Genomic DNA, 25,450 nt, shown 5'->3' on the forward strand with positions numbered 1-25,450 from the left:
AAGGGCCCTACTTCAGCAGCTTCAACAGCTTCTTGCCGGCCGGCGTGGCGAATTCCCTGGCGTCGATGGTGCCGTCATTATCGGGGTTTGCCGCGCGGAACCGGGTTTCCACCACGGCGAGATATTCCGCTCTGTCGAGCGTGCCGTCATTGTCCGGATTGGCGGCCGCGAATTCGCCCTTGCTCAGCCGTCCACGCAGCTCCCGGGCGTCCAGCGTGCCGTCCTTGTCGCGGTCGAGCTTGTCGAACAGTTTGCCGGCGGCCGCCTTGGCCTCGGCGAGGTCGACGGTGCCATCCTTGTCGGGATCGAGCTGCGCCAGGAAAGAGGCGGCCTGCGCCGGCACCAGCGCGGCAAGAGGTATCGCGAGAGATAGCAGAACCGTGCGGCGTGTGGTCATGATCATCTCCCTTGGCGTACTCTATGTTTCAATCAGGATGCGTCATTCGGATTCCGGGTTCAACACTCAAATCCGGCGATGCGGCCGAGGTCTGCGAGGGATTGCCATGCGTGTGATGCCGACAATATTGCTGTGCACTGCAATAGGATTTGCAACAGCGCCGTGCCTCGCCCAGTCCAGGGACGCCGAGCCGGCCACGAAGGGGCTGAACGAATCGGTGCTGAAGGCGCTGCCGTTTTCCGACCGCGCCGATTTCGACGATGCCAAACGCGGCTTCATCGCTACGCTGCCGGATGGGGTGATCGCAGGTCCGGACGGCAGGCCGGCATGGGACACCAAGCCCTACGCGTTCCTGCAAAACGACGCCGTGCCGGCGACCGTCAATCCCAGCCTGTGGCGACAGGCGCAGCTCAACGCGATCAACGGCCTCTTCAAGGTCACCGAGCGCGTTTATCAAGTGCGCGGGCTCGATATTTCCAACATGACCATCATCGAGGGCGACAGCGGCCTGATCCTGATCGATCCGCTGCTGTCGAACGAGACCGCAAAAGCCGCGCTCGAACTTTATCTGAAGAATCGGCCTGCGAAGCCCGTCGCCGCCGTGATCTACACCCACAGCCATGCCGATCACTTCGGCGGAGCCAAGGGCGTCATCAGCGAGAACGACGCCAGGCAGGGCAACGTCAAGGTGATCGCGCCCGACGGCTTCATGGAGCATGCGGTGGCGGAGAACGTCATTGCCGGCAATGCGATGTCGCGCCGCGCGCAATACCAGTTCGGCAGCACACTGCCGGTCGGTGAGCGCGCCCAGGTCGATACGGGGTTGGGCAAGGCATTGGCGCGGGGGACGATCTCGCTGATCCCCCCAAACGACCTCATCAAGCAGTCCTATGAGACGCGCATCGTCGATGGCGTCGAGATCGAATTTCATCTGGTGCCGGGCTCGGAAGCCCCAAGCGAGATGATCTTGTATTTTCCGCAGTTCAAATTGCTGAACATGGCGGAAGATGCCACCCACAACATGCATAATCTCTACACCATCCGCGGCGCGGAGATTCGCGACGGCCGGTTGTGGTCGCGCTACATCGGCGAGGCGATCGCGCGCTACGGCGACAAGGCCGATATCGTGATCGCACAGCATCACTGGCCGATGTGGGGCAACGAGCGCATCGTCAATTTTCTCAAGAAACAGCGCGATCTCTACAAATTCATCCACGACCAGGCCGTGCGGTTGCTCAACCACGGCCTCACATCGACCGAGATCGCGGAGCAATTGAAGCTGCCGCCGTCGCTGGCAAACGATTGGGCGTCGCGCGGCTATTACGGCACCCTGAGCCACAATGCCAAGGCGGTCTATCAATTCTATCTTGGCTGGTATGACGCCAATCCCGCGGACCTCAATCCGTTGCCGCGCGCGGAGGAGGCGAAGAAGCAGGTCGAATACATGGGCGGTGCGGACGCCACGATCAGACGCGCGCGTGAGGATTTCAAGGCAGGGCAATATCGCTGGGTCGCCAGCGTGATGAGTCGGGTCGTGTTCGCCGATCCGTCGAACAAGGAGGCGCGTGATCTCGGTGCCGACGCACTCGAACAGTTGGGCTATCAGAGCGAGGCGGCGACGTGGCGGAATGCTTATCTGCTCGGCGCACTGGAACTGCGCAGCGGCGTCGGGCCGCAGAGATCGTCGCTGGCGAACGCCGAACTGCTCAAGGGCGTATCCATCGATCTGGCCTTCGATTTTCTCGGGGTGCGGCTCAACGCGACGAAGGCGGAAGGCAAGAAGATCGTCATCAACTGGACCTTCACCGATCTCAATGAAACCTACGTGATGAACCTGGAGAATTCAGCGCTGACGCATATGTCGGGCAAACTTTCAGACAGCGCCGACGCCAGCGTGACGCTGACCCGCGCAGCGCTCGACGCCATCACGCTGAAGCAGCGCACCTTTGCGGATAGTGTGGCCGCCGGGGAAACATCACTCAGCGGCAATCCGCTCAAGCTGCGTGAATTGTTCGGTCTGCTGGACGAATTCTCATCGGGATTCGAGATCGTGGAACCGAAGAAAGCGCGCGCGGAATAGAACCTGGCATGATGGCAAAAGCGCGTTCCCGCCCGATGGTTGATCGGGAGGCTATTTCAACTTGATGACGTTTGACGATGTCGTTCTCCGGCGAGGTCGTCCAGTGGGGGCCCGATCGCGGTCTCACAGGGGCCAGACCTGCAGGGCCAGCCTCATCAAACCTATCCGGCGACCGGTTACGCCCGCAGGCGCTTGAGCGATTCGGGCAGGCGCGCATCGACCCAGGCGCCGATGTCGCGCTGGTGGCGATGGACATACAGCCCCAGCGCAATGATTCCGATGCCGATCAGGGACAGCGCGAACGGAAACAGCATCGAATCCTTAAAAATCTTCTCGGCGAGCTCGCCGAGATAGATCGCAATGCCGATGGTGCCGAACACCGCAAAGACTCGTCGCGACAGCGCGACCGAGATCAGCAGGAAACCGACGTTCAGCAGGCAGTATAGCGCCTTGTCGAGATTGGTGCCGTTCGAGGTGGCGGTGATGCCGCCCCAGAATGTCAGCACGCCGAACAGATAGAGCCAGAATGCGAAATCGCCGCTGCGCTGGCGCAGGTTGACGATCACCGCAGCAACCAGAATGCCAAGGCCGAACCAGATGGACACCTTGCGCGATAGCTCCCAGTTGCCGTAGCTCGCGCCCGCGATCCATGGCACGACATCCATCGACAGAAACCATAGCGCGACCGCCATGATGAAGACGATGAAGGGAAAGCGATAGAATTGCAGTGCCACGATCGCCGCGGCGATGGTCGCCAGCTCCATGAAGACGAAGCTGCCTTTGATCCAGACATAGAAATCGCGCATCGCCGCCGGCTTGCCGAATTCGGTCCAGGCACCGTAGGCATCCTGTATGCCGAACACGGCTAGCGGTGTCATTGCCACGGCCACCGCAATCAGCAGACCACCCGGTGTGCGTAGTTTCTTGACGGTCCAGAGATAGTGCCCGGCAGCGGTGAACAGGCCGGCATAGACAAGTGCAGTGGCGGTCAGGGCCGGTCCGCCCATTTGCGAAAACGCCAGCGTCGAGAACAGCCCCATGGCTGATATCACCACCAGCGCGCCTGCATACCAGAGCAAATGCACGACATCGAATCTGGGCCCGGCCGCCGGCTGCTCCGGCACACGCGCCGTGAGGAAAGCCAGCAGGGCGTCGAGCTGCGTGGAAGGAAGCACGCCGGCTGTGACAGCCGCGCGCAGATCGTCGGTCGAATATCGCATGCACTCTCTCCGCAACGCGCCATTCGACGCCGCAAGATGGATCGATCAGGTCACAAGGAATAGGCTGCAGGAACACCATGTCCGCCGCCGCGTCACGCCCTTTGTCGAACGCAGCGACTGATACGTTCAATGCGCGGCTATAGGTTCGAAGGATGACTGCGAGAGCTCACAAAGCCCTTGCCGCATTGCCCTTGAACAGGATCGGCCCCGTCGGTCTTCCGATCGGCGAGCCGCCTTCTGGCTCCAGCGTGATCTCGAACAACTGATCTGCGACCGTATCCGGCAATGCTTCCAGATCGAGCTGCAATGTCCGCGACTGTCCGGTGAGACCGATGGACTTCGGGCCGATGTCGCGATCCCACAGGGTCCAGACCTGCAGCGTGCGGCCGGCAGGTACGTCGATCGGGCGCAGCGGGATCAGTTCGACGCGGCCGTCGGAGAAGGTGTTGACGATGGCGCCGGTTTCCCTGGTGGCGTCGTTGACCAGCACGGCGACATAGATCGGCTTGCGCTGCGCCAGCGCGATCAGTTCGCGGCGGAGCTGGCGCGACGTTGCGAGCGCGCCGATCAGGATCACCACCAGCATCAAGGCCGCGAACACGCCGCCGATCCCGGTGCCGCGCCAGAAGCCGATATTGTCCCACAGCGTTGCGCCGCGCAGCGCAGCGCGGGCGCCGGGCAGCGGGATCGCGGGTTTGATCTTTGTGGAGTCGGCGATGCGGTCCCACAGTGCAGCGCTGGGGGCGAGCGCTTCGGCTGTGGCGTCGAGATCGGCCAATCGCTCGCGCCAGGTGCTGACGGCCCTGGCGAAATCGGCATCGTCGGTCATGCGCGCTTCGGCAGCGGCGAGCTCCGTGCCTTCCAGCAGGCCCATGACATAGTCGGCGGCGAGATCGTCGGTGGAATGCGTGTTGTCGTCGTGCATGCTCATCCCATGCACTCCTGCAGTGCGAACAGACTGCGGCGGATCCAGCTCTTCACGGTGCCGAGCGGCACTTTCAGCCGTCCGGCCAGTTCGCCATGGCTCATGCCATGGACATAGGCCAGCACCACGACATCGCGGCGCGGCCGGTCGATACGCTCCAGGCATTTGCGCAGCGCCGATGTCTCGGGCATCCGCGTCATGGTCGCCTCGCAGTCGATATCGAGCGCGCTGTCGTCGGACGCATCATAGCGATGCTCGTTGCGGTGAATGCTGAGCGCGCGATTGCGCACGACGGCATAGAGCCAGCCGCGCGCCGAGCCGCGATGCGGATCGAACGACGCGGCCGCGCCCCAGATCCGCACGAAGGCATCGTGCACGGCTTCCTCCGCCAGATCCTGCCGGAACAGGATGCGGCGGGCGACGCCGATCATCTTCGGGGCTTCGCTGTTGTAGATCATCTGCAGAGCCGCCCGGTCGCCGGCGGCGCATCGCGCCAGCGCAGCCGACAGCTGTGCCTCGCGCGCGTGGTCGAGGCCCGCTTCGTCGCGCCGGGTCTCGGTGATGGTGCCATTCCCAGTCATGTCCATGCCCTTGCATGGTCAGTCTACCTTTGCCGCACGCAATTGGATGCACCCAAATGAATTTATTTTCAGGGGCGTGCATCCAGTTGGGAGGGCCCGCCGGTAGTCCTTGTGTCGGTCCCGAGGGGATCGCGGAAACACAGGGAGCCACTTATGTCATTTCGTTCGCTTTTCGCCGCCTCTGCAGCATTGCTGCTGATCCCCGCGGCCGCCGCCAATGCTGCCCTGGTTGCAGCCCTGGTCGGTGGCGACACCATCGCCATGGTCGATACCACCAAGAAGATGGCCGCCGGATCCGTCAAGGTCACTGGTATATCCGGCGCGCTGGTCGGCATCGACGTCCGTCCCGCCGATGGCATGCTCTATGGGGTGGTCGATGACGGCACGATCGTCACCATCGCCGCGGACGGCAAGGCGACGGTGAAGTCGAAGCTCGACACCATGCTGGCCAAGGGCGTCACCGCCACCGTCGACTTCAACCCGGTGGCCGATCGTCTGCGCGTGATGGGCTCGGACGGCATGAGCCTGCGCGCCAATGTCGACGACGGCAAGGTGACAAAGGACGGCGATCACAAATATGCCGAGACCGACATGCACAAGGGCGAGAAGCCGAATGTCATCGCCGGCGCCTACACAAACTCTGTGAAGGGCACCAAGGAGACCGCGCTGTTCAACATCGACGGCACCATCGGTGCTCTGGTCAAGCAGGCGCCACCGAATGACGGCATCCTCGGCGCGGTCGGCAAGCTCGGCATCAAACCGGCGAGCGTCGCCTTCGACATCTGGTCGGACGGCACCAGGAACGAAGCCTGGCTGATGGCCGACGGTACGCTCTATTCGGTCGATCTCGCCACTGGCAACGCGACCGAAGCCGCCAAGATCTCCGGCGTCACCGGCAAGGTGACGGATATCGCGATCATGGGCATGTAAGCTTCAGTCGATCACTTCTATCACGATGCTGCGCTCGCAAGGGCGCGGCATCTCTATTTTCCGATTTCCAGATACGGCCGGATCATGTCGACCATCTTCTCGGCAGAGGTGCCGGGCGGAAAGAAGCCGAGATATTTTCCGTCGCGGTCCATCAGATAGACGAAGGCGGAGTGATCGACGGTGTAGTCGGCCGGTCTGTCGTGGAAATCGACGCGCTTGTAGTAGACGCGATAGGCTTCGGCGGCGGCATGAATCGCGGTAGTGCTGCCGGTCAGGCCGATCAGCTTCGGGTGAAACATCGGCACATATTGCGCCAGTTGCTCCCGCGTGTCGCGCTCGGGATCCAGAGTGATGAAGAGCGGCTGCACATGAGCGGCGTCAGCGCCAAGCCGGTCCATCGCCAGTCCGATGGCCTGCAGGTCGGTCGGGCAGATGTCCGGACAATAGGTGAAACCGAAATACACCAGCAACAGCTGGCCGCGATAGTCGCGCTCGCTGCGGGCTTGGCCCGACTGGTCGATAAGCTGGAACGCGCCGCCGATCGGCTCGCGATTCCACATCACTGCGTCCATCAATTCGGCTGCGGAACGGGACGACCCCTGCGCTGATGCGGGCGCCGCACTCCAGCACCCGAGCCACAGCGCAGCCATGGCGGCTATGCCGGTCCGGTACCAGAAGGCGCGTGCGGCGCGCGAGGTCACGCGCTGAAGGTCAGGCGGCTGCCGGTCGAGACGTTGATGACGTTGTCCGGCATCTGCGCGCGCGCCTCGAGAAGGAAGTTGAGACCGCTGCAATGCATCGGGATGACCACATCGGGCTCGAGCTTCTTGATCTCGCCGACGATCTGCTTGAGGTAGTCGGCAGGGGCAGGACCGAGGTGAAAGCCGCCGACGACGGCGTGTACCTTCTGCACGCCCGATATCTCCTGCGCCTGCCGGACCGAATTGACGATGCCGACATGGCCGCAGGAGCTGATCACCACCAGCCCCTTGCCGCGGATGTTGAAGCAGGTGGCGTGTTCGTGGACGTGTTCGTCCGGTGTAAAATTGCCCTGCAGTTCGGCAGCCGTATAGTGGCCGTAGTCGCAGCCTGCGCTGTCCGGCTTGTAGTCCACGAAGGTGTTCGGCAGCACGCGCTCGACGCTGTTACGCTTGATCTTGCCTGTTGTGAAAGCATGGCCCTCGATCACCGTCGGGGTTTCGCAGAGTACGGTCTGCACCTTCTGCGCGGCGATCTGCTTGCGGTCGAGGATGCCGCCTTCGCCGAACTGGCCGGTCGATGCGCGGCTGACGCGGTGGCAGAAATTATCCTCGCCGCCGGCATAGAGCTTGATGTCGGGTGGCAATACGCTGCGATACTGCTCGAGGAAGCCGATCAGTCCGCCGTAATGATCGATATGTCCGTGACTGACGATCAGCGCGTTGAGCGAGGCCGGATCGACCTTGAGCAGCCCGATATTGTTGATGATCGCCGGCGAGGTATAGCCAAAATCGAGCAGGATATTACGCTTGTCCTGCTCACGCTGCGATTCCAGAAATAGCGACAGGCCCCACTCATTGTGCAGCACGTTGCGCGCATCGGCGCTGCGGGCCGGCCCTGGCCCCTCATGCACCACGCCATTCACCGTGCTGCCGCGGAGGAATTGATCGTGTTGCTGATCGACGAGCACGCGGATCGAGAGCCGATCGACCGTCGGCACCTGGATCGGCGCCGCGTTGGCAACCTCCACGCAGGAAAATCCGGCCGCAGCCATGCCAGTAAAGGCTGCCGAGGTCTTGAGAAAGTCGCGGCGGCGGATATCTGCGGTCATGGCATGTCTCCCGGAAATCATCCGCCTGTGCGGAGTTTTCGTTTGATAACAGACCGGATGCGCCACTGGCAGGGAATGATCTTTCGAAGATCATCGGAGGCGGAGCAAATTGCATTGACTTGATCCGATGATCCGGCAACATTTCATGCAGTCGCATTCAATCGGCCCTCGGTCGGGTTTGCGGGTTGCCTCATCACGCAAAACGGATTGAACGATGATCGATCTCTATTACTGGAGCACGCCGAACGGCCACAAGATCACGATCTTTCTTGAGGAGACGGGGCTCCCCTACAAGATCATTCCGGTGAATATCAGCAAGGGTGACCAGTTCAAGGACGAGTTTTTGGCCATCGCGCCGAACAACCGCATTCCGGCGCTGGTCGATCATGAACCCAAGAGTGGCAGCAAGCCGATCTCGGTGTTCGAGTCCGGCGCGATGCTGCTGTATCTCGCCGAGAAGACCGGGAGGTTCCTGAGCGACGATCTCGCCGTGCGCTATGATGCGATCCAGTGGGTGTTCTGGCAGATGGGCGGTCTCGGGCCGATGGCCGGACAGAACCATCACTTCCGCAATTACGCGCAGGAAAAGATCACCTACGCTATCGACCGCTATGTGAACGAGACCAACCGGCTCTATGGCGTGCTCAACAAGCGCCTTGCAGATCGCAAGTTCATCGCCGGCGACTATTCGATTGCCGATATGGCGAGCTATCCCTGGATCGTGCCCTACAAGAACCAGGGCCAGGATATCAACGACTTCCCGCATCTCAAGCGCTGGCTCGAAACCATCGCCGAGCGGCCGGCGGTCAAGCGTGCTTACGAGATCGCCAAAGAGGTCAACCCCAATTTCGGCCAGCCGCCGATCCGCACCGACGAAGAGCGCAAGCTGCTGTTCGGCCAGACCTCGGCTGTGGTGAAGAGTTAGCTCAGAATTACGAGAAGCAATCATGGCGCTGCAACTGTTCGAACTGGTCGGCACCGAAGAAGATCGTCCCTTCAGCCCGTTCTGCTGGCGCATCCGGATGGCGCTGGCACATAAGGGCCTCGACGCCACATCGATCCCGTGGCGCTTCACCGAGAAGGACGCGATCAACAAGCACAAATCCGACAAGGTGCCGGTGCTGCTCGATGGTGAGCGCGCGGTCAGTGACTCCTGGGCGATCGCCAATTATCTCGAAGACACCTATCCGGATCGCCCGTCACTGTTCGGCGGCGAGGGCGGCCGCGCCATGGGGCGGATGCTGAACTGGTGGGGCGACACGGTCGTGGTCGCCGGCATGTTTCCGTTCATTGTCGCGGATATTCACGGTCATCTGCGTCCGGTCGATCAGGCCTATTTCCGCGAGAGCCGCGAAGCGCGGTTCAAGAAGTCGCTGGAAGAGGTCGCATCCAATCGCGACACGGGCGTAGATGCCTTCCGCAAGTCGCTTGATCCGATGCGCCTCACCCTGAAGACGCAGCCGTTCCTTGGTGGTGCCGCGCCGAACTATGCCGACTACATCGTGTTCGGCCCGTTCCAGTGGGCGCGTGCGATCTCGCCGTTCAAGCTGCTGGCGGAAGACGACGCGATCTATGCATGGCGCGAAAAAATGCTTGATGCTTTTAACGGCATGGCGCGGAACTCGGCGGGCTATCCGGTCTGAGTTCCACTCTCTACGGGCGATGAATTGAGCAATCGCTGGTATTCATGTCCGCATACCAGCGTTGTTTCGGTGGTGCTTGGTGCCTTCGTGAAAATCCAAGGATATTCCCTGTAACTCTCGCTATAAGGGAATACCTCAACGATTCACGCTGTCTCACGCGCCAAGGTCTCTATGTCCGTTCCGCCTACCAATCTCGCCGACGATGCCGTGATGTTCGATCTTGCCCCGGTCTCGCTCTGGATCGAGGACTACAGCGATGTGAAGGGGCTGTTCGAACAGTGGCAGGCGCAGGGCGTCGACGACATCGAGACATTCCTGCTCGCCAATCCCGAACGGGTCCGTGAGTGCTCGCAGCACATCCGCATTCTCAAGGTCAATCGCAAGACGCTGTCACTGTTCGGCGCGCGCGACCTGTCTCACCTGACGCTCAGTCTCGGCCTGGTGATGCGCGACGATACGTTCAAGAGTCATGTGTCGGAACTGGCCCAGCTCTGGAGCGGCCGCAATCATTTTTCCAGCCATACGGTCAACTACACGCTGAAGGGTGAGCGCCTCGACATCCAGCTGCACGGCATTGTTCTGCCCGGGCATGAAGAGCGCTGGGATCGCGTGATGATCGCCATCGAGGATGTGACCGAACGTGAAGGCGCGCGTCGTCGCCTCGCGGAGAGCGAGAATTATGCGTTCGGCCTGTTCGCGCATTCGCCGGTGTCGCTGTGGGTCGAGGATTTCAGCGGCGTCAAGCGCCTGGTGGACGACGTTCGCGCGCGCGGCATCGAGGATTTTCGCGTGTTCACGGATGTGCACGAGGAATTCGTTTTGCGCTGCATGAGCGAGATCCGTGTGCTCGATGTCAACAGTCGTACGCTGGAATTGTTCGGCGCGCCCGACAAGGACACGTTGCTCCGTCAATTGTCGGATGTGTTTCGCGACGAGATGGAGCCGCATTTCCGCGAACAGTTGATCGACCTGTGGGAGGGCAAGCTGTTCCAGCAGCGCGAGGTCGTCAACTACGCGCTCGATGGCACCAAGCTGCATCTGCTGCTGCAGTTCTCGGTGTTGCCCGGGCATGAGCGCGACTGGTCACAGGTGCAGGTCGCGCTGACCGACATCACCGCGCGCAAGAAGGCGGAAGCCTATCTGGAATATCTCGGCACCCACGACGTATTGACGCGCACCACGAACCGCTCGTTCTTCGTGGACGAACTCAACCGGCTCGAACGCAAGGGATCGCAACCGGTCACCGTGATCGTTGCTGATCTTAACGCGCTGAAGACTGCCAATGACGATCTTGGCCATGCCGCCGGCGACGGGTTGCTGCGCCGGGCCGGTGAAGTGTTTGGCGAACTGGTCGAAAAGCCGGCGACGGTGTCGCGCATCGGCGGCGACGAATTCGCCATCTTGCTGCCCGGAGTGGATGCCGCCGGCGGCGAAGCTGTGCTTGCCTCGCTGGCGCGGCTGATCGAGGTCAACAACCAGTACTATCCTGATCTGACGCTGAGCCTCTCCACCGGGATTGCCACCAGCCGGGCCGGCGAGCGACTCGAAGCCGTGGTCAAGCGCGCCGATATGGAAATGCTGCAAGCCAAGCGCAGCTACTATGCGCAACCCGATCGTGACCGGCGCAGCGCGGGCATGGTGTAGGCAATCGCGGCAATCGGCGCGCTTGTGTCGGTGACATCGCGACTGGAACGATGATTTCGTCGTGCACCACGCAGACGCCACTGCGTTCGCGTTACCTCGGTCGGTGATCTCAGGCGCAGCCTTTGGCGATAACGCGCTCGCCCTTCACCACGGTCTGGATCATCTTGCGGGCAACGGCCTGGAACTCGTCCGGCTTTAAATAGCCCTTGCTATAGGCTTCCTGGGTCAGGCGATCGATGCGCTTGTCATCTGTGCTGGCCCATTGCTTGGCGATGTAGTCGGCGCCGAGTTTCCCGAAATTCTCAGGATAACGCTCCATCTGGTTCTGCCGGTGATAGTAGTATTCGCCGAGACCACTGATGAACTCCTTGCGGCTTTCTTCGATGCACAGGCTGCCGGTCGGCCGCGCGAGGGCCCGGAAAGCACTCTGCCGTTGTTTCTCGCGGCCCTCGACAAGGTATTTCTCGTCGGAGCCGTAAGCACTGTCGCTGTTCGGCAACTGTTTCGGCGGCGGAGCGGGCGTAAAGGCCCAGCCGGCGATCTGCCAGAGGACAATGGCCGCTATGACGTAAAGGAGTTTCATCGGCGCGGCCGTTCGGTCGGCCGTGTACAGGCGGAGACCGGATTGCCCTGGCTGCTTGCCAGCGTCATCACCTCCATTTGCAGTTTCGGTGGGAAGTCGTCTTTGCTGATTCCGCCCTTCTCGAAGGCCTCGTTGAGGGCGGCGCGTACGCGCTGATCGAGCGGCGAGGAGTACATGACATTGGCGCGCTCCAGTACGGCCTCGCAATTGCCGAACATGGGATTGCATTTGTCCCGCCAAGCATAGCCCGCTGCATAGGCCGTAGTGGCTGCCACGAAATTGGCCTTCATGCTGGCATTACAGGGGGACAGCGCATAGCCGGTGGCGGCCTGCAGCGCTTCCATACGCAACGGATTGCGTTTGGCGTTGTCCGGATCGTTGATCGCTTCCTGGGTCCGCCGCTCAGGTACCTGCTCGGTCTTGTCGTTGCCGAATGTGGCATCGACCGTCGCCGCCATGGGTTTGGCGGGCGACGTGAACGGGGAGCGCGTCGGAAATCCGCGCGCGGCCCAGACGCCGATGACGAAGGTGCTGACGGCGACGCCCACGAAAAGGGCAATACGGTTCATGGCAATCCCGCACGGGTTTCAATCGGAAATTGCATAGACCGAGGCGGCTTTAATGTGAGGTAACCGCGTGCCTTGCGATGTTCTCAGGCTTAATCGTCTCGTGACCGTTCCGCTCAAGTTTGAACGAACGGGTGGCGCCGGGGCACCACGTCCGTCAGGTCGTGGCGTGCGCTGCCGCTGCCTTCGCGCGCAGGCAGTCGCGGCACAGGCAATCGCCGCCTGTGGTCGGCATCGGCAGTTTCGCGGTCTCCTCGGCGCACCAGCAATTGCCGGACAGGTCGCAGCCGAATTCAGTCCCGCAGTCCGAACAGGTGAGGCGGCGGCTGAGCGGCTGTGCAGTTTCTGTCCGATAATTCATGAAAGCAGCCCAAATTTCAGCGCGATTTTCATGCCGGGTTCATCTGTTCCACCCGTATATCTGGGGTGTCGCCTTTGATGTTCCAATGCATCATAGGACGAAGGCAGAGTGAGGGAAACCCGATGGCCCGCGACCCGCAAGGTGCGCTGATCGCGCTGAACCGATTCGGTTTTGGCGCGCGGGGTGGCGCTTCCGGCGACATCGTCAATGCGGCCTCCGATCCCCGCGGCTTCGTGAAGGCCGAGCTGGCGCGCCCCAATGCGGCGCTGCTGGAATTGCCCGGCCTGCAATCCACGACCGAGCTGGGGCAGGCGATGTTCGCCTATCAGCTCGAAGTGAAAACGGCACGCGAGGCGGCGCTGAAGACGCCGGGGCTGGTGCCGGTCGAAGCGCCGCCGGCTGCGATGGACAGGAAGCCGGAAGCTCCCGCGATGACCGGCAACACCACCATGACAGTGCAGCCTGACGCACCGAAGCCGCCGCCGGCCGTCGCGCTGCCGCCGAATGTGGTGCAGAAGACCTATCGTGCAGAAGCGCTGGCGCGGATCCAGCGCGCGACCATTACCGAGGGTGGCTTTGTCGAACGCCTCGTCGTGTTCTGGTCGAACCATTTCTGCATCTCGGCCAGCAAGGGCGACCCGGCGCGGATGTGGGCTGGCTCCTTCGAACGCGAGGCGATCCGCCCCTATGTGCTGGGCAAATTTGCCGACATGCTGAAAGCCGTCGAACAGCATCCGGCGATGCTGTTCTTTCTCGACAACCAGCAGTCGATCGGCCCGAATTCAAAAGCCGGTGAGAGGGGCAAGCGCGGCCTCAATGAAAATCTCGCACGCGAGATCATGGAGCTGCATACGCTCGGCGTCGGCGGTGGTTACACGCAGGCCGATGTGACGTCGCTGGCGCGCATCATCACCGGCTGGACCTTTGCCGGCCGCGAAGGAAAGATCGGCACGCCCGGCAGTTTTGCCTTCAACGCCAATGCGCATGAACCGGGGCCGCAGCAATTGCTGGGCAAGACCTATGACGACACCGGCGTGGCGCAAGGCGAAGCCGCGCTCGCCGATCTCGCACGCCATCCATCGGCGGCGACATTCATCGCCAGGAAATTCGCGCAGCATTTCGTGGCTGATGCGCCGCCGCCGGCACTGCTGGCGCGGCTGGAAGGGGTGTTCAAAAAGACCGACGGCGATCTGAAGGCGCTGGCGCTGGCGCTGCTTGATTCCAATGAAGCCTGGCAGATGCCGATGGCCAAGCTCCGCACGCCCTATGAATATCTGATCTCCACCGGCCGCCTGCTGGCGCGCATCCCCGAAGATCCCGGCCGTTACTTTGCGGGACTGCAGACGCTTGGCCAGCCACTCTGGACACCGCCGGGGCCGAACGGCTTTCCGGACGGCAATGCCGCCTGGGCCGTGCCCGAAGGCATGAAGCTGCGGCTCGATCTCGCCGCACAGGTTTCGTCGCGCATTCCCGACAGTATCGATCCGCGCGAGATGCTCGACGTGGTCGCCGGCGAGGCGGCCTCATCCGAAACACGACAGACGATCGCGCGCGCGGAGACGCGGCAGCAGGCACTGACGCTGCTGCTGATGTCGCCGGAATTTCAGAGGAGATGACGATGGACTGCTGTGAAAGCCGCATGCTCGGCCCCACACGCCGCTCGCTTCTGTTATCAGGCGCGGCCTTTGCCGCCTGGGCCTATCTGCCGAAATTCGCTAGGGCCGCCGACGCGCGCGATCCGCGCCTGATCGTGGTGATCCTGCGCGGCGCGCTCGATGGTCTGGCCACCGTCGCGCCGCTCGGCGACCCCGATTATGCCGGTCTGCACGGCTCGATCGCACTGGCGAAGGATGGCCCGAACGCAGCCATCGCGCTGGACTCGTTCTTCGGCATGCATCCAGCGATGCCGGAATTTGCGCGGATGTATGGCGACAAGAAAGCTGCCGTGGTCCATGCGGTGGCGACGTCCTATCGCGAACGTTCGCATTTCGACGGCCAGGACGTACTGGAGAGCGGCTATGCCGGCCCCGGCCGCGTGCAGTCGGGCTGGCTCAATCGCGCCATCGAAGCGCTACCGCGTGGCGAACGCGTCTCGTCCGGTCTTGCGATCGGACCGACCACGCCGCTGGTGCTGCGCGGCGCCGCGCCAACGGTTGGCTGGGCGCCGGTCAATCTGCCCAATGCGGCCGATGATACGGCGATGCGGCTGATGCAACTCTATCAGGACCGCGATCCCGCTTTGGCGACGGCACTGTCGCAGGGCCTGAAGCTCGACAAGATTGCCGTTGGCGACGAGATGAAACCGAAGGGCGGCGGCAATGCCGTAGCGGCGATGCGCCAGGTCGCACGCGGCGCAGCGAAGCTGATGGCTGCCGATGACGGACCGCGCATCGCGGCGCTGGCCTTCGATGGATGGGACACCCATGCACAGGAGGGCGGCCCGGTCGGGCGCCTCGCGCAATTGCTCGGCGGTCTGGATGGTGCACTGGCGGAATTCGAGAGCGGGCTTGGGCCACATTGGCGCGACACGGTGGTGGTCGTGGCCACGGAGTTCGGTCGCACCGCCAAGATCAACGGCACGGCCGGCACCGATCACGGCACCGGCACGATTGCGCTGCTTGCGGGTGGTGCGGTCAAAGGCGGCCGGGTGATTGCGGACTGGCCCGGCCTTGCGAATGGCAAGCTCTATGAAGCCCGCGATCTCGCGCCAACCACGGATCTGCGCGCGATCTTCAAGGGCGTGCTGCACGATCATCTCGGCATCAGCGAGCGTGCACTGGCCGAGCAGGTGTTTCCTGACAGTGCGCTGGTGAAGCCGGCGAAGGGATTGGTGGGGTAGCTTTCTTGCTTCCCCTCTCCCCCAGCGGAGCGAAGCTCCGCGCAGTGGGAGAGGGTGCCTGAGCGAAGCGAAGGCGGGAGAGGGTCTAGCCGCAAGCACGATAGAGCCCTCGCGCTGGGGGAGAGGAGAAGAATCTGCGCGTTTAACTACCCCAGCGTAATCCCGTCGATCTCCGTCATCTCGTCCGTCGTCAGCTTCCACTGCGCCGCCTTCACATTTTGCTCGATCTGCTCGGGCGATGATGCGCCGGCGATGACGCTGGAGACTTGCGGGCGGGCGGCGAGCCACGAGAAGGCGAGCTCAAGCATCGAATGACCGCGCGCGCCGACGAAGGCCTGCAGTTGATCGACCAAGGCGATGTTGCGCGGGTTCAGATAGCGCTCTTGCATATAGGGGGTCTTGCCGAAGCGCGTATCGGCGGGGACGTTCTTCAGGCCGGCATATTTACCGGTCAGCATGCCGCCGGCGAGCGGGAAGAACGGCAGCAGGCCGAGATTGAAATGCTGCGCGGCCGGCAGCAGGTCCTTCTCGATGTCGCGGACGACGAGACTGTATTCGTCCTGGCACGACACGAAGGGCGCGACGCCCATCTGGCGCGCGGCCATCTCGGCTTCGGCGATGCGCCAAGCCGGGAAGTTGGAATTGCCGATATAGCGCACCTTGCCCTGACGCACGAGGTCGTCGAGCGTGCGCAGCGTCTCTTCGATGGGCGTCAGCGCATCGTAATCGTGCTGTTGATACAGATCGATATAGTCAGTCTTCAGCCTCCTCAGGCTGGCCTCGACGGCGCTCATGATGTAGCGGCGCGAGGCGCCCTGCTTGCTGCCGTCATTGCTCATCGGCTTGCAGTATTTCGTCGCCAGTACGATGTCCTTGCGGCGATCGCCCAGCACTTCACCCAGCACCGTCTCGGAGCCGCCCATGCCGGCATAGATGTCAGCGGTGTCGAACAGCGTGATGCCGAGATCGATCGCCTTGTGGATGACCTTGCGCGCGGTCTCCAGATCGGTGCGCTGGCCGAAATTGTTGCAGCCGAGACCGACGGCGGAGACGCGAAGGCCGGAGCGGCCGAGATTGCGGATTTCCATGATGAGTGTGCCTTGTGAGGGAAGCGCGGACCAAGGTTATGGCGCGCGCCTCATCGCGCAGCAAGACGCGCTGCATCATGGCAGTCGCGCGGGCGCTCAGGCGATTGCGGAAGCGGACTCGGGCGGTTGAGCTTCGGGCGCGGGCAGGGCGGTCGGGGTCTTCCGCGGCGGGCCGGCGCGCAGGGCTGCGGATGTCATGCGCCGTACAGCGTTTTCCGCGTTACGCGTGATGGTCTTGCGATCAGCGGACATGTCATAGGCGACGGCTTCGCCCCAGCTTACGACGACGTCGATGGCGCCCGACGACAGGATGCCGATGAAATGCGGGATCAGATCGATGTCGCCATACCACGCCACGTTTTCGCGAAAGGCGCGGCCGACCGGCAATCCACCGAAGCCGACATAGGCGATCGACATCGGCTGCACCGTGATCTCTTTGTGATGCGTGGAATCGCCGAGCGCGTGATGCACCGAGCCGACCAGTGCCGAGCGAAACGGCAGCACGCGCATGCCGTCGCTGGAGGTACCCTCCGCGAACAGGACCACCGCGTCGCCGGACAGCATGCGGTCGCCGATTTCCTGCGCCGTCGCGCCGGTCTTCTGCCGGCGTTCGCGCTCGACAAAAATCGTGCGCTGCAGTTTGGCGAGCCAGCCGAACACGGGCCATTTGGCAACTTCGCTCTTGGCGACGAACACCACGGGCGCCCTGGCGCCGATGATGATGATGTCGAGCCATGAGACGTGATTGGAGAGGATCAGGACCGGCGTGTCCGTCGTCCGCTTGCCGACTTCGTGAATGCGCACCCCGATCAATGCGCAAAGCACGCGGTGAAACAGATGCGGAATACTCCGCTGCCAGCGCAGGCCGAAGGCCAGTGCGATCAGCTGAAACGGCGCCAGCAGCAGCGTCAGCATGGTCAAGGAGATCAGGACGGCGGCGAAACGGATCATGGGTTTATTATACCGGGGCCGACTTCCGCAGGCAAAGTCAGTTGCTTGAATTAAGAGAAACCACGGCAAAAAGAAGCGGTCCCGGTCAGCGCGGCAACTGACGGAGACCGCTGGGGAAGCACCCGATTGGCGACGGGGGGAAGCAACCGGCTGCATGAGGAGCCTAGCCGGGGCGAGTGACATCGCCATGACAACCCGGGATATCCACAGGTGGCATTGCGCCCTATTCGGCCGCGTCCAGCCGGTGGGAGCTGAACACGTCGCCTTCGCGGAGCGCCAGATAATAGTCGCGCTCGGAGAGCTCGTCGGTGTGACGAATGAGGTCGGTCACCGGAGTGTAGCTCAGCATCCGCCCGCCATCGGGCAGCACGGCGCAACTCATCCGCAGCACCCGGCCATTGGCGAGGCGCAACGTCGTCGGCGTGGAAGTGCCGGCGCGGATCATCTCGACGCGCCTGGCGATGAAGCTGTCGACCTCGTCGTCGGGGAGGGCGTAAGCGTGGATATCGCGCGCGTGATACATCAGCGCGATCAGCGGCGGCTTGCTGTCAGCCTTCTCGTCGGGGAGCGTGAAGTAGTCGCGGAAGGCGCGGTTGATGAATTCGGCGCGGGTGTCGGCATTGAGAAGCACGACACCGATATCGATCTGGTCAAGTGCAGCCGAAAGGCGCTGGGCAGTGGCGTGCTGCTCGTTCTCGCGGGCCCGGGCCGCGCGTCGCAGCCGGAAGAGGCGGATTGCCAAAGTAATCCCGACGGCTGCGATCACAATGATCGCCGTTTCAATTCCCGGATCGAGAATCAGTCGCCAATCGTACTGCATCGGCTGTACCTGTGTCCGTACAGAGGTAAGAAACGCAGGTTGGCCTCTGGTTGCAAAAAGGCCCACAATTTCCCGGCGGTATAGCTAACGGCGCGTGAAGAGCCCGGCATCATTTTCCCCTTGTTCGCTTCAAATGCTATCGATGCCACCGGAACCGGCGCCGGCCCCTGAATGTTAGCGCCGGGATTTAAAAAGGACCCCGATCGAATGCCCTTCACCATTCCGCCGCTGCTGCTGCCGATTTTGATGCTGCTGGCCTCGAATATCTTCATGACCTTCGCATGGTATGGCCATCTCAAATTCAAGGATCACTCGTTGCCCCTCGTCATCATGGTGAGCTGGGGCATTGCCTTCTTCGAATATTGGCTGGCGGTGCCCGCCAATCGCTGGGGCAGCGAAGTCTACAATGCCGCCCAGTTGAAGACGATGCAGGAAGTCATCACGCTGGTCGTGTTTGCTGCATTTTCGGTGCTGTATCTGAAGGAGCCGCTCGGCTGGAATCACGCGCTGGGCTTTGCCTTCATCGCGCTCGGGGCGTTCTTCATTTTCCACAAGTGGTCGTAGCAGCGACCGCTTACTTCCCGGCTGGCGTAATCCGCAAGATTCGTCCTGCCGAACTATCCGTCAGCAGCCACAGTGCGCCGTCCGGTCCTTGCCGGACGTCGCGGATGCGTTCGTTGAGATTCTGCAGGATGCGTTCTTCAGAGCTCACGGTATTGCCGTTGAGCTGCAGCCGCACCAGCATCTGGCCGGCGAGCGCGCCGGTGAACAGGCTGCCGCGCCAGCGCGGGAAGAGATCGCCGGTGTAGAACGTCATGCCGGACGGGGCGATCGACGGCACCCAGTATTTCACCGGCTGCTCCATGCCTGCCTTCGACGTCGTGTCGTGCAGTTTGGCGCCGGAATAATCGACGCCATAGCCGATCACCGGCCAGCCGTAATTCTTGCCCTTGCCGATGATGTTCACTTCATCGCCGCCGCGCGGCCCGTGCTCGGTCTCCCACAACTCACCGGTCGCCGGATTGATGGCGAGGCCTTGCTGGTTGCGATGACCATAGCTCCAGATCTCCGGCCTGGCACCGTCGCGGCCGACAAACGGATTGTCTTTCGGCACAGATCCATCCGGCGCGATGCGGATCAGCTTGCCGAGATGATTATCGAGATTCTGTGCCTGATCGCGGCCGCTATAGTGTTCGCCGAGCGTAACAAACAGGTTGCTGTCAGGCGCCTGAACAATACGGCAGCCGTGGTGATTGCCCGACGACAGCGGGCCGTCCTGGCGAAAGATCACCTTCATGTCGTCGAGACGCGGCGCAGTGCCGTCGATGAGCTTGCCGCGCGCCACGGCGGTGCGACCGCCGCTGCCCGAACGTTCCGAGTAGCAGAAGTAGATCGTGTTGTTCTGCGCGTAGTTCTTGTCGGTGATGACGTCGAGCAAACCGCCCTGGCCGATGGCCATCACCTCGGGCACGCCTTTCACCGCAGGCGACAACTGTCCCTGCGGCGAGACGATACGGATGCGGCCGGGCCGTTCGGTGACCAGCATGCGGCCCTCGGGCAGGAAGGCCAATGCCCATGGATAAGCGAGACCGGAGGCGACAGTCTGTACTTCGAGCCTGCCGGCCGACGAGCCGAACGAGGTGTTTTCGCCGCGGGTGGTCGTGGCGATCAGAAGGGTCGCGGTCACGACGATAGCCGCCGTCAACGTGACAGTGACCCAGATCACGGGCCTTTTCATCGAAATGGCTCCATCACGGAGTCGCAGGTTGCATAAGCGATGCGCGGCATCGCGGCTGAGTGTTTATGAGTTGTGGGGACCGTCAGAGCGGCATCGCACTCGCCACCGGGATCGACATCACGGTGAGAGCGAGGATGACGCAGAGCGACAGACAGCCAACCGCGAGCGACGCCGCGACGGCGTGGGTCAACCGGGTGGATGCGATGGACGTGGGGCGCGCCTGAAATCCTGCACCCACGCGAAGCGACCGTATCATGGCCGTAAATCCTTCAAATCGCGGGCGAATCACCCGCGTGCTATAAATTCGCAGCTGCGGCAGGCGAGATTTGGGCGGGATTGGCCGTAACTATGGCGGGAAAATGGCATTCACAGCGGTTATGCCCGCTATTTCAGGACTTAAGCGTCGGCGACTACGTCCAAAGTATCGTATTCCGACGAGGTCGGGTGCCAGTCCATGGAGATAAAACCCGGCTGGGTTTCCACCAGACGCAGCCAGCGGCGGATCGACGGAAAGCTAGAGAGGTCGAAATCGCACTTCTCGGCGACGTGGGTGTAACCGTATAGCGCGATGTCGGCGATGGTCAGCTGGCCCGCGGCGAAGAAGTCATGGATCTTGAGGTGATTCTCCATCACCTGCAGCGCGGCATAGCCACGCTCCATCCAGTCTTCCAGCGCGTGGGTCTGCAGGTCGCGGCCACCGCGCACCAGGCACAGCCAGAAATAGGCGGCGCCGAGATTCGGCTCCAGCGCGTGCTGCTCGAAGAACATCCACTGCATGGCTTCGGCACGGTCCATCCGCGATTCCGGCGCCAGAGATGTACCGATGGCGACATACCACAGGATGGCGTTGGATTCGGCGAGATAGCGGCCTTCGGCGATCTCGAGCAGCGGCACCTGACCGCTGGGGTTCTTGGCCAGAAATTCCGGGGTACGGCTCTCGCCGCGCAGAATGTCCACTTCGATGGCGCGATAAGGCGCGTCCAGGAACGCCAGCGCAAGGCGAACCTTGTAGCTATTGCCAGAGCGCTGCATCGAATAGAGTTTGTACATTCGCAGATGTTCAATTCATTTCAGGTCAAGGCAACTGCGCGATTGGCCAGCGCAGATCGCGGTTAGACAATGATGCTGATGCGAGCCTGTCGCAAGGCCCACGGAATGGAAAAAGTCGAAAACGGCTGCGGCAGTCTGGATTGAGAAAAATGTATGTCAGGCAGCATTCGGCAATGGAAGATCACGCTGCCGCGATCTGTGTGTGAAGGTGCCGCGATGTGCTGTTATCAGCGAGTGCGCGCCGCAGCACGATGATATAGAAAGCGACCATCACCAGAAAGCCGAGCGGCAGTGCGATGGCGCCAGCGATGCTGCGCGTCAGCAGCGGCATGATCCAGGTCAATGCGAGCAGGCTGATCTCGCCCGCGCGAAAGCCATGATCGAGTCCATGCCGCGCGAAGAAGGCGATGGCGATGGCGAGCACCATGAGATCGTAGTCGAGCACATAGGGCGTCGCCAGCAGACTGCCGACCGCGAGCGCTGTTGCCTTGAGTTCGAACGCTGCATGGCTGCGCCATAGCCACATCAGACTGATGGCAATGCCGGCTGCGAGACTGAACTGTGCGGCATAAGCGACAGGAAGACCGGCGCCCCACATCCGTGTCGCGGCGAAGATCGACTGGATTTTCTGCCACCCGGTGCCGCCTTGTTCGAGTACGACATCGCGAGTGAAAGCAGTGGAGTCGGCAAAGGCCTGCCAGATGCTGGCGCCGAACAACCCCGTGCTCAATACGATGAGGACAGCGACGGTGAGTGCGGCCGATACCATCGTGATCCAGCGTCTGTCGGCGAGCAGGGCGAGAGGAATCAGCACACCGAATTGCGGCTTGTAGGCCAATAGCCCGATCAACACGCCGGCCAGCCACGGCCGGCGATGTAGCAGAAGCAATGCGCCGCCCAGCAGTGCGGTGGTTAGAAATCCGTTATGGCCGTGACCGACATTGATGAAGACGGCAGGAAAGGCGGCGGCCACCAGCAGCGTTTCCCGGCGGGGCAGGATCGTGCGGATCGCGGCGAGGTAGGCGGCGAAGCTGGCGACGAGCCACAGACCGAGCCCCCATCCATAGGGTACCGTGGCCACCAGCGCGGCAATTCCGAGAAAGAACGGCGGATAGTGCCAGCCGTAGAACGGCACATCGCGGCCGAACACCCTCTGTTCTGCGGCATGTTGCAGGGCGGGATCATACGCGTCGGCGGGTTTGCCTTCGAGGGTGAGCCGGCCCGCCGCATAGATGTTGGAAAAGTCGGTCCCGATCGGCTTGCCATTGCGGTCGATCGCGCCGTCCGAGACCGCAATCCAGCCACCGAAGCCCAAAGCGCCCAAAGCGAGCACGATCAGGCTGTAAGCCCGCACGCGTTTGAGGGGCAGCCATGCGCCGCTTTCAATGTGCTGCCAGATCCAGATCATTTTAAGGGTGCATTTTGGCTCAAATCGTCAATTGCGACGTGCGGTTGACGCTACCGTCCCCCGTTTAACGCTTGCTGAATTGCATCACTTCCAGATGGGTTTTTGCCCAAGCTTCTTGCGATGCAACGTCGCACGCACTAGGGTGCGCCGATCCCAGCAGGATCAGCCATTTTGACGTCGCCGACCGCGGGTCCGCGACCTTTCTCAGGAGAAGATGATGTCGTTTTTGTCCGCTGCGCTCGACCGTGTGAAGCCGTCCGCGACGATCGCGGTGACGGATAAAGCACGTGCGCTGAAAGCAGCCGGCCGCAACGTCATCGGTCTTGGTTCGGGCGAGCCCGATTTCGACACCCCGGCGAACATCAAGCTGGCAGCGATTCACGCCATCGAGGCCGGCAAGACCAAGTACACCGCCGTGGACGGTATTCCCGAACTGAAGGAAGCCATTATCGGCAAATTTCAGCGCGAGAATGGCCTGACTTACAAGCCGAACCAGATCATCGTCGGCACCGGCGGCAAGCAGGTGCTCTACAACGCGCTGATGGCGACGTTGAACCCGGGTGACGAGGTCATCATCCCGGCGCCGTATTGGGTGAGCTATCCGGAAATGGTGGCGCTGGCCGGCGGCACGCCCGTGTCCGTGGTCTGCACCGCAGAATTCGGCTTCAAGCTGCAGGCTTCAGCGCTGGAAGCAGCGATCACGCCGAAGACCAAGTGGATCATCCTGTGCTCGCCGTCGAACCCGACGGGCGCCGCCTACAAGAAGTCGGAGCTCAAGGCGCTCACCGATGTCCTCGTGAAGCATCCTCACGTTTGGGTGATGACCGACGATATGTATGAGCACCTCGTCTATGACGACTTCGAGTTCACCACGCCGGCACAGATCGAACCGTCCCTGTTCAATCGCACGCTGACCGTGAACGGCGTCTCCAAGGCTTACTGCATGACCGGCTGGCGCATCGGTTACGCCGGTGGTCCCGCCGAGCTCATCAAGGCAATGGCGACGATCCAGTCGCAGTCGACCTCGAACCCGTCGTCGATCGCGCAGTGGGCGGCGGTGGAAGCCTTGAACGGTCCGCAGGATTTTATCCCGAAGAACAATGCCGTCTTCAAGGAGCGCCGCGATCTCGTGGTGGCAATGCTGAATCAGGCCTCGGGCATCAACTGCCCGCGTCCGGAAGGCGCATTCTACGTCTATCCGTCCTGCGCCGGCACCATCGGCAAGACTGCGCCTTCGGGCAAGGTTATCGCCAATGACGAAGACTTCGTCACAGAACTGTTGGAAACCGAAGGCGTGGCGGTGGTGCAGGGTTCGGCCTTCGGCCTTGGCCCGGCATTCCGCATCTCCTACGCGACGAAGACGTCCGATCTCGAAGATGCCTGCAAGCGCATCCAGCGCTTCTGCGGAAATCTTCGGTAACAAAACCCGCTCCGAAACTTTTGACGGTTTCGGGGCTTATTCCGGGAAGCGCCTTGTTTTCGACACGGCGCTTCCTTCTTGTCCCCTCGCTATCAAAATCCCCAAGGTGGAGTAACACTATGCGACTTTCCAAGATGTTCGGCCTGACGGCCGTGGCCTTTGCGGCGTCGGTTGCGACCGCAAATGCACAGCAGCCTGGCAGCGTTCAGGTTGGCGTGCTGGAGTGCCGTGGCGGCCAGAACGTCGGCTACGTGGTCGGTTCGAATGCGCACCTCAACTGCGTCTTCCAGAGCGCCGGTGGCCGCGCCGAAGGTTACGTCGCCAACATCCGCCGTTTCGGCCTTGATCTCGGCTTCACCGAAAACACCACGGTGCAGTGGGCTGCATTCGCTCCGACCACCCGCGTGCCGCGCGGCGCACTGGCCGGCAGCTACGGCGGCGTCGGTACCAACGCATCGGTTGGCCTCGGTTTCGGCGGCAACTTCCTCGTTGGCGGTCCGGGCAACACCTATTCGCTGCAGCCGATCTCGGTGCAGGGCCAGACCGGCTTGAACGTCGCCAGCGGCATCGTTCAGCTCGAACTGGAAGCGACCGGTCCGGTCAGCGGTCATCGCTACAACAAGAAGCGCCGTCATCGCAGCCATCGCTAAGCGATCGCCAGCGATCGCTGTGATCGCGTAAGCGATCCGGCAAGGTTAACGAAAAGGCCCGCGCGAGCGGGCCTTTTTTGTTGCGCGCGCTGCGCGTGCGCCGCTGTCATTGGGCGGTATCATTAGCTATGGATAGTCGATCCACATCCTTACTTCCGTTCATCACCCGGAGATTCCTGATGGTCCGCCTCTCATCGCTTGTTCTCGGTATCGCTGCCGCCGCCTTTTTCACTGCATCGCAAGCGCAGTCGCAGCAAGGCGTGCAGGTCGGTGTCTTGAATTGCCGGGGCGGAGCCAGCGTCGGATTCGTCGTGGGCTCGGTGACCAATCTCGGCTGCGTGCTCACCGGTACCGGTCGTCCGGATCAGCCTTATGTCGCCACGATCCGCAAGGTGGGCATCGATCTTGGTATTACCGAACAGACCGCGCTATCCTGGGCCGTGTTCGTGCCGGTGAACTATAGCGGTCCCGGCGATCTGTCCGGCAACTATGCGGGCGCGCAGGGCAGCGCGTCGGTTGGTGTCGGCGTCGGCGCGAATGTCCTGGTTGGCGGTTCGCAAAACGCCTTCTCCCTGCAGCCGCTCAGTCTGCAGGGGTCGGTGGGACTGAATGTCGCCGCCGGCCTGCAGAGCCTGGAGTTGCGCCCCGGTCGCTGATCCCGCGGCGATCGCTCGCACAAATTCATCCGGCTTCGCCCATGGCGGAGCCGGATTTTTTATGGCGCAATCCAATCACGTTCATCGCAG

27 protein-coding genes are annotated in these 25,450 nt (G+C 62.2%); 11 read left to right on the plus strand and 16 right to left on the minus strand.

Annotation, left to right across the window (positions count from 1 at the left end; genetic code table 11):
* Positions 1–7: 7 nt before the first annotated feature.
* Positions 8–397: an EF-hand domain-containing protein gene (locus tag AB7813_RS26255; protein WP_439062946.1), complete on the minus strand. Its 390-nt coding sequence runs from the start codon at positions 395–397 to the stop codon at positions 8–10.
* A gap of 115 nt (positions 398–512) precedes the next feature.
* On the opposite strand from AB7813_RS26255, the gene AB7813_RS26260 reads away from it, so the two are divergent.
* Positions 513–2,477, plus strand: coding sequence for an alkyl/aryl-sulfatase (locus AB7813_RS26260; RefSeq protein WP_441229007.1), 1,965 nt, complete (start codon positions 513–515; stop codon positions 2,475–2,477).
* Positions 2,478–2,653: 176 nt separating this feature from the next.
* Here the strand turns inward: AB7813_RS26260 and AB7813_RS26265 are convergent, their stop codons facing one another.
* From AB7813_RS26265 to AB7813_RS26275, 3 genes are all read right to left on the minus strand, one after another.
* Positions 2,654–3,697, minus strand: coding sequence for a hypothetical protein (locus AB7813_RS26265; protein ID WP_441228769.1), 1,044 nt, complete (start codon positions 3,695–3,697; stop codon positions 2,654–2,656).
* Positions 3,698–3,863: 166 nt separating this feature from the next.
* Entirely contained in the window at positions 3,864–4,628 is a 765-nt protein-coding gene (locus AB7813_RS26270; protein WP_175367586.1) for an anti-sigma factor, read from the minus strand.
* Positions 4,625–5,203, minus strand: coding sequence for a sigma-70 family RNA polymerase sigma factor (locus AB7813_RS26275; RefSeq protein ID WP_175367585.1), 579 nt, complete (start codon positions 5,201–5,203; stop codon positions 4,625–4,627). Before AB7813_RS26275 ends, AB7813_RS26270 begins: the two co-directional genes overlap by 4 nt.
* A 153-nt stretch (positions 5,204–5,356) precedes the next feature.
* Between AB7813_RS26275 and AB7813_RS26280 the strand changes: the two genes are divergently transcribed.
* Complete coding sequence (locus AB7813_RS26280) at positions 5,357–6,133, plus strand: DUF4394 domain-containing protein (protein ID WP_441228770.1); 777 nt, start codon at positions 5,357–5,359, stop codon at positions 6,131–6,133.
* Positions 6,134–6,186: 53 nt separating this feature from the next.
* On the opposite strand, the gene AB7813_RS26285 is transcribed toward AB7813_RS26280, so the two are convergent.
* Both AB7813_RS26285 and AB7813_RS26290 read right to left on the minus strand, forming a co-directional pair.
* Complete coding sequence (locus AB7813_RS26285; RefSeq protein WP_441229008.1) at positions 6,187–6,783, minus strand: SCO family protein; 597 nt, start codon at positions 6,781–6,783, stop codon at positions 6,187–6,189.
* Between the two features lie 47 nt (positions 6,784–6,830).
* The gene (locus AB7813_RS26290) at positions 6,831–7,943 is read right to left on the minus strand and encodes an MBL fold metallo-hydrolase (protein ID WP_441228771.1); all 1,113 of its coding nucleotides are present in this window, start codon (positions 7,941–7,943) and stop codon (positions 6,831–6,833) included.
* Between the two features lie 214 nt (positions 7,944–8,157).
* Between AB7813_RS26290 and AB7813_RS26295 the strand changes: the two genes are divergently transcribed.
* The 3 genes from AB7813_RS26295 to AB7813_RS26305 all read left to right on the plus strand — a co-directional run bounded on the left by AB7813_RS26295 (position 8,158) and on the right by AB7813_RS26305 (position 11,230).
* Positions 8,158–8,868 (plus strand): glutathione binding-like protein, encoded by a 711-nt coding sequence (locus tag AB7813_RS26295; RefSeq protein WP_441228772.1) that lies wholly within the window; start codon positions 8,158–8,160, stop codon positions 8,866–8,868.
* A 22-nt stretch (positions 8,869–8,890) separates the two neighbouring features.
* Positions 8,891–9,586 (plus strand): glutathione S-transferase family protein, encoded by a 696-nt coding sequence (locus AB7813_RS26300; protein WP_441228773.1) that lies wholly within the window; start codon positions 8,891–8,893, stop codon positions 9,584–9,586.
* 171 nt (positions 9,587–9,757) lie between these two features.
* Positions 9,758–11,230, plus strand: coding sequence for a diguanylate cyclase domain-containing protein (locus AB7813_RS26305; protein WP_441228774.1), 1,473 nt, complete (start codon positions 9,758–9,760; stop codon positions 11,228–11,230).
* Positions 11,231–11,339: 109 nt separating this feature from the next.
* On the opposite strand, the gene AB7813_RS26310 is transcribed toward AB7813_RS26305, so the two are convergent.
* The 3 genes from AB7813_RS26310 to AB7813_RS26320 all read right to left on the minus strand — a co-directional run bounded on the left by AB7813_RS26310 (position 11,340) and on the right by AB7813_RS26320 (position 12,740).
* The gene (locus AB7813_RS26310; protein ID WP_441228775.1) at positions 11,340–11,813 is read right to left on the minus strand and encodes a hypothetical protein; all 474 of its coding nucleotides are present in this window, start codon (positions 11,811–11,813) and stop codon (positions 11,340–11,342) included.
* Positions 11,810–12,382, minus strand: coding sequence for a hypothetical protein (locus AB7813_RS26315; protein ID WP_441228776.1), 573 nt, complete (start codon positions 12,380–12,382; stop codon positions 11,810–11,812). The genes AB7813_RS26310 and AB7813_RS26315 overlap by 4 nt, the downstream gene beginning before the upstream one ends.
* 154 nt (positions 12,383–12,536) lie before the next feature.
* On the minus strand, positions 12,537–12,740 hold the full coding sequence (locus AB7813_RS26320; protein WP_315840855.1) for a hypothetical protein: 204 nt from the start codon (positions 12,738–12,740) through the stop codon (positions 12,537–12,539).
* Positions 12,741–12,862: 122 nt separating this feature from the next.
* On the opposite strand from AB7813_RS26320, the gene AB7813_RS26325 reads away from it, so the two are divergent.
* Positions 12,863–14,356, plus strand: a complete 1,494-nt coding sequence (locus AB7813_RS26325) for a DUF1800 domain-containing protein (RefSeq protein WP_184513854.1) — start codon at positions 12,863–12,865, stop codon at positions 14,354–14,356.
* Positions 14,353–15,579 (plus strand): DUF1501 domain-containing protein, encoded by a 1,227-nt coding sequence (locus AB7813_RS26330; RefSeq protein WP_441228777.1) that lies wholly within the window; start codon positions 14,353–14,355, stop codon positions 15,577–15,579. The genes AB7813_RS26325 and AB7813_RS26330 overlap by 4 nt, the downstream gene beginning before the upstream one ends.
* A gap of 146 nt (positions 15,580–15,725) precedes the next feature.
* Here AB7813_RS26330 and AB7813_RS26335 read toward each other — a convergent pair whose 3' ends face one another.
* From AB7813_RS26335 to AB7813_RS26345, 3 genes are all read right to left on the minus strand, one after another.
* A complete protein-coding gene (locus tag AB7813_RS26335; RefSeq protein WP_441228778.1) occupies positions 15,726–16,667 on the minus strand; it encodes an aldo/keto reductase in 942 nt (313 codons plus the stop codon).
* A gap of 96 nt (positions 16,668–16,763) precedes the next feature.
* Positions 16,764–17,618: a lysophospholipid acyltransferase family protein gene (locus tag AB7813_RS26340; RefSeq protein ID WP_441228779.1), complete on the minus strand. Its 855-nt coding sequence runs from the start codon at positions 17,616–17,618 to the stop codon at positions 16,764–16,766.
* A 223-nt stretch (positions 17,619–17,841) separates the two neighbouring features.
* Entirely contained in the window at positions 17,842–18,384 is a 543-nt protein-coding gene (locus AB7813_RS26345; RefSeq protein WP_374725693.1) for a PAS-domain containing protein, read from the minus strand.
* 261 nt (positions 18,385–18,645) lie between these two features.
* On the opposite strand from AB7813_RS26345, the gene AB7813_RS26350 reads away from it, so the two are divergent.
* Positions 18,646–19,002 (plus strand): DMT family protein, encoded by a 357-nt coding sequence (locus AB7813_RS26350; protein ID WP_068731204.1) that lies wholly within the window; start codon positions 18,646–18,648, stop codon positions 19,000–19,002.
* 10 nt (positions 19,003–19,012) lie between these two features.
* Here the strand turns inward: AB7813_RS26350 and AB7813_RS26355 are convergent, their stop codons facing one another.
* The 4 genes from AB7813_RS26355 to AB7813_RS26370 all read right to left on the minus strand — a co-directional run bounded on the left by AB7813_RS26355 (position 19,013) and on the right by AB7813_RS26370 (position 22,634).
* On the minus strand, positions 19,013–20,176 hold the full coding sequence (locus tag AB7813_RS26355; RefSeq protein WP_441228780.1) for a PQQ-dependent sugar dehydrogenase: 1,164 nt from the start codon (positions 20,174–20,176) through the stop codon (positions 19,013–19,015).
* Between the two features lie 82 nt (positions 20,177–20,258).
* Complete coding sequence (locus AB7813_RS26360; protein WP_175367576.1) at positions 20,259–20,432, minus strand: hypothetical protein; 174 nt, start codon at positions 20,430–20,432, stop codon at positions 20,259–20,261.
* A gap of 140 nt (positions 20,433–20,572) precedes the next feature.
* Positions 20,573–21,226 carry a glutathione S-transferase family protein gene (locus tag AB7813_RS26365; RefSeq protein ID WP_089261726.1) on the minus strand — a complete coding sequence of 218 codons (654 nt, stop codon included), beginning with the start codon at positions 21,224–21,226 and terminating at the stop codon, positions 20,573–20,575.
* A 181-nt stretch (positions 21,227–21,407) separates the two neighbouring features.
* Positions 21,408–22,634, minus strand: a complete 1,227-nt coding sequence (locus AB7813_RS26370) for a glycosyltransferase family 87 protein (RefSeq protein WP_441228781.1) — start codon at positions 22,632–22,634, stop codon at positions 21,408–21,410.
* 217 nt (positions 22,635–22,851) lie between these two features.
* Here AB7813_RS26370 and AB7813_RS26375 point away from each other — a divergent pair, with 217 nt between their 5' ends.
* From AB7813_RS26375 to AB7813_RS26385, 3 genes are all read left to right on the plus strand, one after another.
* Positions 22,852–24,054: a pyridoxal phosphate-dependent aminotransferase gene (locus AB7813_RS26375; RefSeq protein WP_068731379.1), complete on the plus strand. Its 1,203-nt coding sequence runs from the start codon at positions 22,852–22,854 to the stop codon at positions 24,052–24,054.
* A gap of 119 nt (positions 24,055–24,173) precedes the next feature.
* Complete coding sequence (locus tag AB7813_RS26380; RefSeq protein ID WP_068731210.1) at positions 24,174–24,704, plus strand: DUF992 domain-containing protein; 531 nt, start codon at positions 24,174–24,176, stop codon at positions 24,702–24,704.
* Between the two features lie 179 nt (positions 24,705–24,883).
* Positions 24,884–25,360: a DUF992 domain-containing protein gene (locus tag AB7813_RS26385; RefSeq protein WP_068731211.1), complete on the plus strand. Its 477-nt coding sequence runs from the start codon at positions 24,884–24,886 to the stop codon at positions 25,358–25,360.
* The last annotated feature ends 90 nt before the right edge of the window (positions 25,361–25,450 follow it).

The organism is Tardiphaga sp. 20_F10_N6_6 (assembly GCF_052076045.1).
Classification (GTDB): domain Bacteria; phylum Pseudomonadota; class Alphaproteobacteria; order Rhizobiales; family Xanthobacteraceae; genus Tardiphaga; species Tardiphaga robiniae.